The organism is Lachnospira intestinalis (genome assembly GCF_040095895.1).
GTDB lineage: Bacteria > Bacillota > Clostridia > Lachnospirales > Lachnospiraceae > Lachnospira > Lachnospira intestinalis.
Map to the genome: position 1 here is coordinate 188,564 of NZ_JBBMFS010000004.1, position 12,909 is coordinate 201,472.

At 40.2% G+C, this 12,909-nt stretch carries 18 protein-coding genes; 17 read left to right on the forward strand and 1 reads right to left on the reverse strand.

Features of this window, described 5'->3' with window-relative positions; translation table 11 throughout:
- Positions 1-213 precede the first annotated feature (213 nt).
- From WMO37_RS06500 to pflA, 16 genes are all read left to right on the forward strand, one after another.
- The gene (locus WMO37_RS06500; RefSeq protein WP_227090269.1) at positions 214-810 is read left to right on the forward strand and encodes a class I SAM-dependent methyltransferase; all 597 of its coding nucleotides are present in this window, start codon (positions 214-216) and stop codon (positions 808-810) included.
- 81 nt (positions 811-891) lie between these two features.
- Positions 892-1,479 (forward strand): hydrolase, encoded by a 588-nt coding sequence (locus WMO37_RS06505; protein ID WP_227090270.1) that lies wholly within the window; start codon positions 892-894, stop codon positions 1,477-1,479.
- A complete protein-coding gene (locus WMO37_RS06510; RefSeq protein WP_349154610.1) occupies positions 1,472-1,894 on the forward strand; it encodes a hypothetical protein in 423 nt (140 codons plus the stop codon). Before WMO37_RS06505 ends, WMO37_RS06510 begins: the two co-directional genes overlap by 8 nt.
- Positions 1,895-2,023: 129 nt before the next feature.
- Positions 2,024-2,206 carry a hypothetical protein gene (locus WMO37_RS06515; protein WP_349154611.1) on the forward strand — a complete coding sequence of 61 codons (183 nt, stop codon included), beginning with the start codon at positions 2,024-2,026 and terminating at the stop codon, positions 2,204-2,206.
- 62 nt (positions 2,207-2,268) lie between these two features.
- The gene (locus tag WMO37_RS06520) at positions 2,269-2,517 is read left to right on the forward strand and encodes a hypothetical protein (RefSeq protein WP_227090273.1); all 249 of its coding nucleotides are present in this window, start codon (positions 2,269-2,271) and stop codon (positions 2,515-2,517) included.
- Positions 2,518-2,682: 165 nt separating this feature from the next.
- Positions 2,683-2,892, forward strand: a complete 210-nt coding sequence (locus WMO37_RS06530) for a relaxase family protein (protein ID WP_227090274.1) — start codon at positions 2,683-2,685, stop codon at positions 2,890-2,892.
- Between the two features lie 269 nt (positions 2,893-3,161).
- Positions 3,162-3,830 carry a DUF3879 family protein gene (locus WMO37_RS06535; RefSeq protein ID WP_227090275.1) on the forward strand — a complete coding sequence of 223 codons (669 nt, stop codon included), beginning with the start codon at positions 3,162-3,164 and terminating at the stop codon, positions 3,828-3,830.
- The gene (locus tag WMO37_RS14930; RefSeq protein ID WP_496111646.1) at positions 3,827-3,955 is read left to right on the forward strand and encodes a DUF4879 domain-containing protein; all 129 of its coding nucleotides are present in this window, start codon (positions 3,827-3,829) and stop codon (positions 3,953-3,955) included. The genes WMO37_RS06535 and WMO37_RS14930 overlap by 4 nt, the downstream gene beginning before the upstream one ends.
- A gap of 14 nt (positions 3,956-3,969) precedes the next feature.
- On the forward strand, positions 3,970-4,155 hold the full coding sequence (locus WMO37_RS06540; protein WP_227090276.1) for a hypothetical protein: 186 nt from the start codon (positions 3,970-3,972) through the stop codon (positions 4,153-4,155).
- Positions 4,152-4,325: a hypothetical protein gene (locus WMO37_RS06545; protein ID WP_227090277.1), complete on the forward strand. Its 174-nt coding sequence runs from the start codon at positions 4,152-4,154 to the stop codon at positions 4,323-4,325. Before WMO37_RS06540 ends, WMO37_RS06545 begins: the two co-directional genes overlap by 4 nt.
- Before the next feature lie 49 nt (positions 4,326-4,374).
- Positions 4,375-4,962: a hypothetical protein gene (locus WMO37_RS06550; RefSeq protein ID WP_227090278.1), complete on the forward strand. Its 588-nt coding sequence runs from the start codon at positions 4,375-4,377 to the stop codon at positions 4,960-4,962.
- A gap of 182 nt (positions 4,963-5,144) precedes the next feature.
- On the forward strand, positions 5,145-6,266 hold the full coding sequence (locus WMO37_RS06555; protein ID WP_227090279.1) for an iron-containing alcohol dehydrogenase: 1,122 nt from the start codon (positions 5,145-5,147) through the stop codon (positions 6,264-6,266).
- 262 nt (positions 6,267-6,528) lie between these two features.
- On the forward strand, positions 6,529-7,635 hold the full coding sequence (locus WMO37_RS06560; protein ID WP_022431360.1) for an iron-containing alcohol dehydrogenase family protein: 1,107 nt from the start codon (positions 6,529-6,531) through the stop codon (positions 7,633-7,635).
- A 294-nt stretch (positions 7,636-7,929) separates the two neighbouring features.
- Complete coding sequence (locus WMO37_RS06565) at positions 7,930-9,003, forward strand: GGDEF domain-containing protein (protein WP_022431359.1); 1,074 nt, start codon at positions 7,930-7,932, stop codon at positions 9,001-9,003.
- On the forward strand, positions 8,996-10,363 hold the full coding sequence (locus WMO37_RS06570) for an MATE family efflux transporter (RefSeq protein ID WP_022431358.1): 1,368 nt from the start codon (positions 8,996-8,998) through the stop codon (positions 10,361-10,363). Before WMO37_RS06565 ends, WMO37_RS06570 begins: the two co-directional genes overlap by 8 nt.
- Before the next feature lie 111 nt (positions 10,364-10,474).
- On the forward strand, positions 10,475-11,239 hold the full coding sequence (gene pflA / locus WMO37_RS06575; protein ID WP_022431357.1) for a pyruvate formate-lyase-activating protein: 765 nt from the start codon (positions 10,475-10,477) through the stop codon (positions 11,237-11,239).
- A 133-nt stretch (positions 11,240-11,372) separates the two neighbouring features.
- On the opposite strand, the gene WMO37_RS06580 is transcribed toward pflA, so the two are convergent.
- Complete coding sequence (locus WMO37_RS06580) at positions 11,373-11,738, reverse strand: metal-dependent transcriptional regulator (RefSeq protein WP_349154612.1); 366 nt, start codon at positions 11,736-11,738, stop codon at positions 11,373-11,375.
- Between the two features lie 143 nt (positions 11,739-11,881).
- Here WMO37_RS06580 and add point away from each other — a divergent pair, with 143 nt between their 5' ends.
- Positions 11,882-12,892: an adenosine deaminase gene (add, locus tag WMO37_RS06585; RefSeq protein WP_349154613.1), complete on the forward strand. Its 1,011-nt coding sequence runs from the start codon at positions 11,882-11,884 to the stop codon at positions 12,890-12,892.
- Positions 12,893-12,909 lie beyond the last annotated feature (17 nt).

Consider the following 12,909-nt stretch of genomic DNA (forward strand, 5'->3'; position numbering starts at 1 on the left):
TTGCCGTTGAAAGCAGAACATTCCATGATAGAATGTAATCTGGGATTTTGAAAAGAATAAAATATACAGGCTGAGAAGCTTTAGAAAAGCCGCATTCCCGCTATCGACGGGGTTGCGGCTTTTGAGTTACTTTTGTTATGAAATCAATGGATATACTATTAGTGTTAGCAGGCTAAACACAACTCGGAAAAGATTTTTTGGAGAATATTAATAATGAAAGAAAAAGAATGGGAAAAACTTTTAAGAATAAAAACAACCGGACGTGACGACACCAGGTCGGATACGTTCAGGTATCCATATGAGCCGACATCCTATGAAGTGTTAGAAAGACTAGCGAATACCGGGATAATAGGTAAAAATAATACCCTGTTAGATTATGGCTGTGGAAAAGGCAGAGTAAGTATTTTTATGGCATATCAGACAAAATGTCATTCTATTGGGATAGAATATGATGAACGGATTTACAACCGGGCGTTAGCAAATAAAACTGACGCAGTTTCGGGGAATAAAGTGAAGTTTTTATGTGTTGATGCAGTAGGCTTTAAAATTCCGGATAACGTAGACAGATTTTTCTTTTTCAATCCATTTTCAGTTGAAATATTTAAGAGTGTTCTGGCGAATATTATAGACAGTTATTATGAAAATCAAAGAGAAATGCTTGTTATGTGTTATTATCCGTCAGATGAGTATCTTATGTGTCTGTCACAGGAATATAATGTAACATTTGTTGAAGAAATTGATTGCAGTGACATATCCGATGGTGAAAGCAGACGGGAGAAGGTAGTCGTGTATAGAGTGGGGGAGAAATAGTTTTTTTATAAAAAAGATATATCACAAAAACAGTAAAAAGTGATACAATGCAGATAATAACATTGCAGGAGGATCACAACAATGGAACACATTTCAAGAAAGGAAGCATTTGAATTACTCAAAAAATACAACAAAGACCCATTTCACATTCAGCATGCACTGACCGTGGAAGCCGTGATGAAGTGGTATGCGAATGAACTGGGATACGGCGATGATGCACAATACTGGGGAATCGTAGGACTTTTACACGATATTGATTTTGAACTGTACCCGGAACAGCACTGTATCAAAGCACCGGAGCTGTTAAGGGAAGGCGGTGTATCGGAAGATATCATTCACGGTGTTGTTTCACACGGCTATGGCATTACGGTGGACGTAGCGCCGGAACATGAAATGGAAAAGGTGCTGTTTGCAGCAGATGAACTGACAGGACTGATCTGGGCGGCGGCATTAATGCGCCCTTCTAAAAGCACAAAGGATATGGAATTAAAGTCCTTAAAAAAGAAATATAAAAGCAAAGGATTTGCGGCAGGCTGTTCCAGAGAAGTCATTGAGCGCGGCGCAGAACAGCTCGGATGGGAACTGGAAAAGCTGCTGACTATGACATTGGCGGCAATGGCTGCATCGGAAGACTACATTAACGAAGAAATGGAAAAAGAAAATGTTTAAAACACCGAAGGAATGTTATGATTATATTGTGAAAAATGAACTGGAAACGGCGGTTATCGGGGCGATGATGCAGCAGACGGACAATTATTCAATTGCGGAAATTGCAGACGCGAGATTTCACAACAGGGAAGGGAAAATTTCCTTTACTTCCGCAGGATACAAAATTAATATCGAAGTGACAGATGACGAGATTGTGACTGCGGTTTTAAACGGATTGTATGTCAGCGCATTTTTATCAAGAAAAGACGATAACTACCGGGTGCATTTTTTAGTGTCGGGATACCCGGCTGAAATGAAAGCGCGTTTTGAAGAAGAGATCACAAAAGAGGTCGTAAGATACATAATAATGTCGGTCATTATGGCATGCAGACTGGACAGTGAGAAGAAATTAAAAATATATATCGGGAATGAATAAAATTTCTTTATAATAAGGACTGGTAAAACATGAACTGTGAAGATATGGTAAAGATACCGGAATTGGAAAATGTACTGCTTTTAAGAGCAGGAGCAGGCGGTATGAAAAATATTGTCCGGTGGATTTATTTTGCAGATTTCCGATGAACTGATACAGTATGCCGATGAAAATGACCTGCCGCTGTTTGAACTGCCGGAGAAATATCCGCTGATAGACCTCTTCCAGATACTCTGCAACAAACTTGTGCTGGAGGAAAACAATAAAAATCTGGAGGAACAGCTTTTATTTCAATTCTGGATTCAGAACATTTAAACAGAGAAAGCATTTTAGCACAGGCACGATACTTAAATGTGGACCTTTCAGGCGGGTTCTGTGTGGTTGAATTTGCGTTAAAGGCAGCACAGAATCAGAACGGGGATTCGCTGGCACTGGGGCGGGAACTGCGCCATATTATCAGTATGGAATTTTCCTTTTATACGGCATCGGATATTTTAATGCTTTCCCAGACAGGGTCTGTGCTGGCACTGGTATCGTCAGAACGGATAAAAGAAGAAGATTTAAAAATGATTCTGAGTATATCCGTCTTCTTATCAGTCAGAAACCAAATGATTATCCGGAAATAAGGAAGATTCTGAAGGAACTCATTAATGAAGTCAACAGAATTGGAATAAATATCAACCAGATAGTATTTAACAATAATGCCGGGCTGTATTCCAAGGAAGATAAGACACAGCTGATAGCTTATATGCGGAAACTGAATCAGAAGGTAGATGAGGCGGTGGTAAAGATTGGCAATCAGTAAAATCCTTAATATGAAGGATTGTGGTGGGCATTTTCACGGAAAACATCTAAAGAGATCTCTTGATTATGTGATGAATCCGGAGAAAACACAGGATGGAAGGCTTATAGGTGCAATCAACTGTCAGGTCGATTCTGCTTTTGAACAGATGAAAGCTACAAAACGGAAGTTTGGAAAAGTTGATAAAAGGCAGGGATAGCGGTATGGTTTCGGTATTCAAATTGAGGGAATAAGAATAGACAAAGTTTTTTTACTTTCTGTTCTGTTGATTTTTGCTTATATCGTGATTTTCTGCAATGAGTATTGAAAACCTTTTTTTCTAATGTTAAAATTAAGTAAAGATTAAAAGACATAATATATATTTCAGATAATATTAATTTCATTGAGAAAAGCTGTGAGCAGCATATACATGAGTAGACATTGTTAATTTACAATACATAAAATGTAGACAGACAAGGAGGTTGGTTTATGTCAAGGATAACGGATTATGCTTTTTTATTTCAAAAATCATTTGGAACATCAGGAGTGAATTCAATAGGTAGTTTTCAGTTGTCCCAGTTGAATAGCAGTTCTGTTCAAGCACAATTAAAAGCTGCCGGAATTAACACGAATAGTAAACAATATAAGTCTGCTGTAAAACAAATGATGTCTGCTGGAAATGGTGCAATGTATGGCAATATTCAGGGAATAAAAAATCTGATGAGTCATTATGATAAGGACGGAGATTATATTAATCCTGTAAATGGATTGTCAGGACTTTTAGTGACAGATGAAAATGAAAGTTCGAGAAAAAAGATTATATCAATTCCGGATAGCAGCAAAGAAGAAATGTATGAACTGACAAAAAAAGAATTTCTGCGTGAAAATGGTGTATGCAATGGTGATACAACAAGACGCTCAGATGTATATAACAATTTGTATCGTAAAATGCAGAAGAAAGACAGACTGGCTGCCGGGTACACTCTTGAAAAATATGAGAGAATTTACAGACAGGCATTTTATGATGCAGCAAAAACGGCTGATCCTAACTGGGAAATTGGTAAGCCAATCAAAGAGGGAGCATTAGATAATGTTACAAGAGAATCAATAGAAGCTAAGAAATCTCTTGCTCAGTCAACGGTAGATACTAAAATTTGACATATGGATACTATTGCCTTTGGACATATGAAGGAAGTGAATATGAAGCTGGAACATTTACAGCAAATTCCACTTCGGCAAATTCTCCGTGGAATACAATGAGTTTGAGATTTAATGTGTACTAAGGAGGATTTGCAATATGCAGATTAATTCTAATTATTCTATGAATGGTGTGCCGTGTGAAACTAGACGTAAGCAGGATAATATCCCTCAATTTAGTACAGAATGTGTTACTCAGGAAAATGAAAATATAAATCCATATATGGCAGAAGCAGATTTTGATGAAAAAGCATTTGGTATGATTCTTTTACGGATGAAGGAATGATAAATACAGTTGATGAAAATGTGACACCTGGAATTTCAGTTCAAGCTCCTGCACCAGCAGTGTCAAGCGTAAAGGTAGTTGCAGCGCAAATAAAAAGTGATGGATATGTGTATGTTACAGTGCAGGTAGCTGGATATGGGAAAAATATTTATGCGATATCTGTCATATAAGGAATTGTATGATTACATAAATGACAGAACAGAGAGGTAATTCAATTAAATGGAAATATCAAATAATTATAGCACAGCAAAAGTGTGGAACACATCGAATAAAAATGTTTCTAAACCTTCTGAACAAAACAAATGGAAATTAACAGATTCTTTAAAAGAGAAGATTGTTGATCTGGCAAAAAAAGATGCACAGGACAATGTATATATGGGAAATGCATTTATGAATTTGAGAAAGACGGAAGTAAGCAAAGTAGCCCCGAATAGAGCTGCTTTAATTGGAAAGTTTAGTCAATCAATGAATTCAGGTAATATGTCAGCAATGAAAGAAGTTGAGGAAGCAGACAAAAAATGGCTCTGTATGCTGTTTGGAATACCTTATGAGGCAAAATATCAGGGAACAGGGACAGGCTCGGCAATTCATGTATACAATGAAGCTGGCGAAGAAGTTTTGACCTATACAGGGGGAGTAGGCTGGCAGGAAAAAGAAACAAAAGCAGAGTCGCAGGTTCATTCAGCATTGAAAATGACATATTATGAGGCATTTAGTGAGGCGAGAAAAGCATTAAATAGTGAAGAAAAGACTGGTAGTGTAGGTGAAAACATAATATTGCAAGATAATTTTGATATGAAGGCATGAAGTATTTGCTCCTTTTTCCTTGCACCGCTTACCATGACGGATGAACAGATGGAAAAGGGACTTGAAATTTTTGAAGAAGCATTAAAAGAAGCGTTAAACGCATAGCAGATAAGCAGACTATAGAACAGAAATCAAGATTTACAGCAGACGAACAATAGGCAAAGAAAGGGGCATAAAGAAGCATGAAAGGGTTTTCAATAAAAACAGAAATTGAAGAATACGATACATTTGAACAATTTGCAAAAGAAGCACAGCTTGGGGAAAAGGATTTAGTCCTTTGTGGTGAGCATACTTATAAGCAGTATGTAGAGCCGCTCTCACTCGGTGTACAGACACTTTTCCGTGAAAAGTACGGAAAAGGCGAACCGACAGACGGTGCGGTCGATGCAATTCTTGATGCGCTGCGGGATAAGAACTTTGACCGGATTGTTGCAATCGGCGGCGGTACAGTTATTGATATTGCAAAGGCGGTTGCCGTTGCAGCCCCTGAGGATAAAGTCGATGATTTATACGACCATGTCAGTGAACTTGAAAAAAGACATCCGTTGATTATCGTACCGACCACCTGCGGAACGGGCAGTGAAGTGACAAACATTTCCGTCATGAACCGTGTCAGCAAGGGTGTAAAAATGGGACTGGCATCCGATGCCATGCTCGCAGATAAGGCGGTTCTGATTACAAATCTTTTGGATTCCATGCCGTATCAGGTATTTGCGACATCATCGATTGATGCAATGGTTCACAGTGCAGAATCCTTTTTAAGCCCGAACGGTTGCAGTATTTCAAGACTTTTCTCGTCAGAAGCATTAAAATTGATTCTTACCTGCTGGGATAAGGTGGTAAAGGAAGGCGGAGAAGAGGCGTGGAAAAGGTATGCTGCAGAATTTTTAGAGGCTTCCAACTGGGCAGGACTGGGGTTTGGTTATGCGGGCTGTGCCGCCGTTCATGCGTGTGCCTATCCACTCGGTTCGGTATATCACATTCCGCACGGACAGTCCAATCAGTTAATGTTTCAGGACGTTATGAAAATGTATAAAAAGTTATGTCCGGACGGCAGAATCAACGAACTGGAAGCACTGATTGCGGAAAGCCTTCATGTTACACCGGATACGTCGCTTGAGACACTGTATGCTTTAATGGATAAGGTTTTAAAGAAAGCACCGTTAAAGGAATTCGGTGTCAGGGAAAGTGACCTTGCGCAGTTTGCAAAAGACGTCATTCAGACACAGCAAAGACTGTTAAGAAACAATTATGTTGAACTGACGGAAGAACAGATTCTGGAAATCTACCGTGCGGCATTTTAAAAGTTATAAAGAAAAAGCGTTACAGGACATCTGCATTAGGGCGGGTGTCCAGTTTTTGTCCGTAAAAATATACAGGGAATTGTATACAGACCATTGAATTTCCGAATTGAAAGTCGTATAGTATGAATAAATATTCATGCCACTTGTTACAGAACCGAATTTATCAGGTTTGTGAGCGGTGTATTACCGTTTTACTGCAAAGTCGTTTAGGAAACGGGAGTGGTGTGAAAATATGTACGACTGGAAGAAAAGAGGAAGAAAAATGTTAAGTTACAGTGTATTTTTACCAAGCTATAGTGTAGGTGAGGACTGCTATCAACAGATACCGTATGTTACAAGAAAATACGGAAAGACCGCAGTCGTTATCGGCGGAAAGACTGCCATGGAAAAGGCAAGACAGGAGTTAGATGCGGCTGTTCAAGGTTCGGACGTTCAAATCCTGGATTACATATGGTACGGCGGTGATTCTAACTATGAAAATGTGGAAATGTTAAAGGCAGACAGCCGTGTGCAGGAGGCTGATATGCTGTTTGGCGTGGGTGGCGGACGTGCCTGTGATACGGTAAAGACACTTGCCGATATGTTAGACAAACCGTTTTTTACTTTCCCGACACTGGCATCAAACTGTGCGGCATGTACGGCAATTACCGTTATGTACAATCCGGATGGTTCTTTTAAGGAATATTACTATATGCATGCGCCGTCTTATCATACATTTGTGAATACAAAGATTATTGCAGATTCACCGGAAAAGCTTTTATGGGCGGGAATCGGCGATGCTTTATCCAAAGAGTGCGAGGTTTTATTTGCCAGCAGGGATAAATTTATTTACCATACACCGCTTATGGGACAGTGCATTTCCAAGGTTTGTACAACACCGCTTGTTGAGTACGGTGCAAAGGCACTGGAAGCGTGCAGAAATAACAAGCCGGATTTTGCGTTAGAGCAGGTCGCACTCGATATTATCATTTCAACGGGGATTGTTTCAAATTTTGCAACACACGAAAACCAGCCGGATCCGAAGGACAATTACTATTACAACAGTTCACTGGCGCACTGTGTTTACTACGGGGCTTCGACACTGCCGCAGTGCGAAAGACATCTGCATGGTGAAATTGTATCGTTCGGTGTGCTTTGCCTGCTGACCTATGACGGACAGTTAGAAGAGCGTGACCGCATTATGCAGTTTAATAAATCTGTCGGACTGCCGGTTACATTAGACGAACTTGAAATTTCACGAGAAGATTTAGTGAAAATTGCAGACAAGGCCGCCAGTGTGGTTGAATGGACATATGTTCCGGGCATACCGACAAAAGAACGCTTCATTCAGGCAATGATTGACACGGACGAAGCAGGAAAGCGGTTATAATTTTGTTGTTTTGTGCTTAAATTTTTATCAAATTTTTATAATTCTCCCTTATTCCGGATTTATCAAAAGAATAGGGGAGAATTTTTTATGGAAAAGTGACAGTTGCTTTTGGGTGACTCTGTAAAAATTTATATTGAAATACAGAAGTACTTTGTACTACAATAGGATGACAGGAATTGCAAATAAATATGGCGCAGATACGATTCTTTCCGGTGCAGAGCTGATTTATATGCTACTTGTGCCATCAGCTTTTGAGTTTGATAAAGAAGAAAATGAAGGGAGTCGAGAAACGACATGAGTAGTGCAGAATTAAATAAAAACAAAAAAATACGGACAATGGAAACGGTAGTACAGAGTGTATTGATTCTGATTTTAATGATACTTGTAATTCTGCTTATGAGCGAAATCGGCAGATTACAGGGAACAGCAAGGGTTATTAATTATGCGGGGCTGGTGCGAGGTGCGACACAGCGGGAGGTAAAGCTTGAAATTACCGGTTATCAGAACGATGAACTGATTCAGTATTTAGACGATATTTTAAATGGATTAAAGTATGGGGACGGCAATTACAATCTGATAACACTGGATGATACAGATTATAATAAGAAGCTGGATGCACAGATAGAGTATTGGGGAAATTTAAAAAGACAGATTCGCAAGGTGCGTGAGCTTGGATATGAAGATACCGATATTGTAGAAGTGAGTGAAACTTATTTTGATATGGCAGATGAAACGGTTTTTGCAGCCGAGAATTATTCCGTGCAGACGGCCGGAAAAATTCGCGCACTGGAGACAGCATCTGCGGTGGATATGCTGATTTTAGTGATCTTAATGATAATGCAGATGGTTTCGGCAGTCCGGATAACCAGAAAGAACAAGATTTTAGAGCAGAAAGCCTATATTGATTTACATACGGGACTGCCTAATAAGAGCCGCTGTGAGGAAATTTTTCATGATATGAGAGCAATTAAAGGTGAGGTTGCTTGTATTATTTTTGATTTGAATAATTTAAAAATTACCAATGATACGCTGGGGCATTCAGTTGGCGACCAGTTGATTATGAATTTTGCACGCCTTTTAAGAAATGTTGTTCCAATGAAGAATTTTGTCGGACGGTACGGAGGCGATGAATTTGTAGTGGTTATTTGTGATACATCCAAAGAGGAAGTTGAAAATATTTTAAATCAGTTACAGGAGGAAGTAGACCAGTTTAACCGGTACGGCAGAAACGAGACAATCAGTTATGCATATGGCTGGGCATTTTCAAAGGATTATACGGACTGCACGCTCCGGGTGCTGTTTGATAAGGCTGACCACTATATGTATGAAAATAAGCGAGACAAAAAGGAGGCTTCAAAAAATGAGTAAAACTAATAAAAATACAATGGATATGACACATGGCACGCTGTGGAATAAAATCCTGATTTTTGCACTGCCACTTGCGGCAAGCAGTATTTTACAGCAGCTTTTTAATTCCATTGATACGGCAGTTGTCGGACGGTTTGCCAGCAGTCAGGCACTGGCGGCAGTCGGCAGCAACAGTTCGCTGATTGCACTGATGATTAACCTATTTATCGGCATTTCACTCGGTTCAAATGTTGTTATTGCACATTATATCGGACAGCGCTCAGAAAAGAATATTCAGGCGGCAATTCATACGGCTATTGTGGTCGCCTTGGTGAGCGGCATTTTTGTTATGATATTCGGACAGTTTATTGCAAAGCCGGTATTAAGCCTTATGGGGACACCGGATGACGTTATAGATTTAGCGGTAGTTTATTTGAGAATTTATCTGCTCGGTATGCCGTTTATCATGCTGTATGATTTCGGTTCATCCATCCTTAGAAGTACAGGTGACAGCAGACGTCCGCTCTACAGCCTGATTGTTGCGGGTGTGATAAATACGGTGTTAAATCTTGTGCTGGTTATCGGATTTAAAATGGGCGTTTCAGGGGTTGCCATAGCCACTGTTATATCCAATATGGTCAGTTCAGGCATTATCGTATACATACTGACACATGAATCCGCACCGATACGGCTGGAATTTCGTAAACTGGCAGTAGCACCGGCAGAGTTAAAAAAGATATTGGTCATTGGTGTTCCGGCAGGAATACAGGGCATGATGTTTTCAATTGCCAATGTGTGTATACAAAGTGCAATTAACAGCTTCGGCTCGGATGCGATTGCGGGTTCTGCGGCAGCACTGAATTATGAATATTTTACATACTTTCTTGTCAATGCTTTTGCGCAGGCAACGGTGACATTTACCAGTCAGAATTACGGTGCGGGCGACTATGGACGCTGTAAGAAAATTTTTCATATATCCATGGTATTTTCACTGGTATCCTGCGGACTGCTCTCTATGGTGTTTGTTCTTGGGCGCGGCATGTTTCTTCGCTTTTACACCACAGATCCGGCGGTGCTTGAATATGCCATGACACGAATTTTAATAGCGACGACACTTGAACTTCTGACGTCTGTTTATGAAATCAGCGCAGGCGCAATGCGCGGCTTTGGACATTCACTGACACCGGCAGTCATCACATTTTTAGGTTCCTGTGTCCTGCGGTTAATCTGGGTTTCAACGGTTTGCCGTGCCGTGCATGAATTCTGGGTACTGGTGATTATTTATCCGATTTCATGGGTCGTGACAGGCATTGTCATGACATCCGCTTATTATATTGTAAGAAAACGTGCATTTGCGCAAAATGTGCAAAAAGCGGCTTGAATTTAGCGGGATAGCTTTATATAATGATAAGAGTGTCAAAAGTAGAATATCACAGAAAAAATAAGAGAGACTAATGGATAAGAGATAGAAAACAAGAAAGGAAATTAAAAAATGGAATATACACAGGAAATTAAAGGGAAAATACATTCTGTAGAGAGCTTCGGCTCGGTAGACGGACCGGGTGTGCGCTATATTGTATTTTTACAGGGTTGCCACATGCGCTGTAAATACTGCCACAACCCGGAAACATGGGCAATGGAAGGCGGAGAAGAACTGACGGCAAAGGAAGTTTTTGACAAAGCATACCGTTACCGCAACTACTGGAAAAAGAACGGCGGTATTACAGTCAGTGGCGGAGAAGCACTGTTACAGATTGATTTTGTGATTGCGCTGTTTAAGCTGGCAAAGGAAAAGGGCGTGCATACGACACTGGATACGTCCGGCAATCCTTTTACAAGAGAAGAACCGTTCTTTAGCAAATTTAATGAACTCATGAAGGTGACAGACCTTTTTATGCTCGATATTAAGCAGATTGATGATGAAAAACACAAGAAACTGACGGGTTGGACAAACAGCAATATCTTAGATCTGGCACAGTATTTATCAGACAACGGAAAGGCAATGTGGATTCGTCATGTATTAGTACCGGGAATTACAACAGATGATGCAGATTTAGAAAAGTTAAGAGATTTTGTCGGCTCGTTAAAGACGGTAGAACGTTTTGAAATCCTGCCATATCATACACTGGGTGTATTTAAGTGGGAAAACTTAGGAATTCCATACGAACTTGGCGATGTAATGCCGCCGACAAAAGAGGAGATTGCACATGCCGAAGAAATCCTGCATACTGCCGATTACAAGGATTACGCAAAATAAAATGCAGGATAAATGCAGGCTGGATAAAAATAGATAGAATAAAAAGCATAAAAAAGACAGGCATATATGTCAAGAGCATTTCGGTTTCTGACATGTATGCCTGTTTTGTTATTTGTAATAAAAAATTAAAAGTCTAATGCCGGTTGACATGCTTTTTAATCGCTTCAAAGCTTTCCGGACTGATAACGTGTTCAATCCTGCAGGCATCATCTTCCGCAACCTTTGGGTCAACACCCAGTGTTGTCAGCCACGAAGATAATAACTGATGGCGTTCATAAATGGTTTCGGCGATTTTCTGACCGGATTCTGTCAGGTAAATGTAGCCTTCTTTTGTGACCGTGATGTGATTCGCCTCTCTTAAATTTTTCATTGCAATGCTGACGCTGGATTTTTTAAAGTCCAGTTCATTTGCAATATCAACAGCACGTACAACAGGACGTTCCTTGCTGAGCATTAAAATAGTTTCAAGATAATTTTCCGCAGATTCATGTATTGCCATAATAATTTCTCCATTTAAAAACCGATTAATTTGATGTTATTAGTATATCATAAAAACAACAAATAGGCAAATTTATAATGATATTTACAATTTTATGGGCGGAAGGAATTGTTTTTATGATAAAAAAATGGTAAATTATAAAGATGAATATACAAAATTTAAACTGTTTAATAGATTTGCATCTGCATTTAGACGGCTCTCTGCCATTGCATACGGTAAAGGAACTGGCAGAGCAGCAAGGAATCACACTGCAGATGACAGACGGGGAATTAAAGAAAAAACTCTCCGTGCCTGCAGGCTGCCGGGATTTGAATGAGTATCTGACAAAGTTTGAATTTCCGCTGACGCTGATGCAGACACCGGAGGCACTTGAAAAATGTATGCACGATCTGCTGACTGAATTAGAAGGGCAGGGTGTGCAGTATTGTGAGGTCCGTTTCGCACCACAGCTTCATACACAGAAAGGGATGAGTCAGAATGAAGTGATTGAAGCAGTGAAAGCGGGGCTTTACAGTGTGGCAGGTGTGAAGCCGGAGAGTATTCACGCGGGTATTATTTTATGCTGTATGCGTGGCAGTGACAATGGACAGCAAAATAAAATTACGGTTGAAGAAGCTGCAAGACATCTGGGAAGCGGTGTGTGTGCAGTAGACCTTGCCGGAGCGGAGGCATTGTATCCGACAGAGCAGTATGCGGATTTATTTGCCTATGCAAAGCAGTTACGCATACCGGTTACGATTCATGCAGGTGAGGCAGCAGGTACAGAGAGTATCCGTGCAGCAGTGGCAATGGGTGCTGCGCGTATCGGACACGGAATTCGTGCCGCATATGATGCGGAAACGATGGAACTGTTAAAAGAACATCACATTACACTGGAATTATGTCCGACCAGTAACTTAAATACGAAAGTTGTCGATTTCATTGGACAGTATCCCATCCGTCAGTTAATGGATGCTGGAGTGGCAGTGACAATTAACACCGATAATATGACGGTATCGGATACCTGCATACAGCACGAATATCAGCTGCTTGCAGATACATTTGCATTTGGGGATACGCAGATAAAAGAATTTCTGTACCATGCGGCAGAAGCATCATTTACAACAGAGGATATAAAACAGCTGCTAAAGGCGCGGATTACATATACGTTTTAAAAGATACAAGGGGGAAG

Bases quoted from the DNA above. Each gene is read 5' to 3' on its own strand.
- WMO37_RS06500 (WP_227090269.1), top strand. From the start codon at position 214: ATGAAAGAAAAAGAATGGGAAAAACTTTTAAGAATAAAAACAACCGGA.
- WMO37_RS06505 (WP_227090270.1), top strand. From the start codon at position 892: ATGGAACACATTTCAAGAAAGGAAGCATTTGAATTACTCAAAAAATAC.
- WMO37_RS06510 (WP_349154610.1), top strand. From the start codon at position 1,472: ATGTTTAAAACACCGAAGGAATGTTATGATTATATTGTGAAAAATGAA.
- WMO37_RS06535 (WP_227090275.1), top strand. From the start codon at position 3,162: ATGTCAAGGATAACGGATTATGCTTTTTTATTTCAAAAATCATTTGGA.
- WMO37_RS06540 (WP_227090276.1), top strand. From the start codon at position 3,970: ATGCAGATTAATTCTAATTATTCTATGAATGGTGTGCCGTGTGAAACT.
- WMO37_RS06545 (WP_227090277.1), top strand. From the start codon at position 4,152: ATGATAAATACAGTTGATGAAAATGTGACACCTGGAATTTCAGTTCAA.
- WMO37_RS06550 (WP_227090278.1), top strand. From the start codon at position 4,375: ATGGAAATATCAAATAATTATAGCACAGCAAAAGTGTGGAACACATCG.
- WMO37_RS06555 (WP_227090279.1), top strand. From the start codon at position 5,145: ATGAAAGGGTTTTCAATAAAAACAGAAATTGAAGAATACGATACATTT.
- WMO37_RS06560 (WP_022431360.1), top strand. From the start codon at position 6,529: ATGTTAAGTTACAGTGTATTTTTACCAAGCTATAGTGTAGGTGAGGAC.
- WMO37_RS06565 (WP_022431359.1), top strand. From the start codon at position 7,930: ATGAGTAGTGCAGAATTAAATAAAAACAAAAAAATACGGACAATGGAA.
- WMO37_RS06570 (WP_022431358.1), top strand. From the start codon at position 8,996: ATGAGTAAAACTAATAAAAATACAATGGATATGACACATGGCACGCTG.
- pflA (WP_022431357.1), top strand. From the start codon at position 10,475: ATGGAATATACACAGGAAATTAAAGGGAAAATACATTCTGTAGAGAGC.
- WMO37_RS06580 (WP_349154612.1), bottom strand. From the start codon at position 11,738: ATGGCAATACATGAATCTGCGGAAAATTATCTTGAAACTATTTTAATG.
- add (WP_349154613.1), top strand. From the start codon at position 11,882: ATGAATATACAAAATTTAAACTGTTTAATAGATTTGCATCTGCATTTA.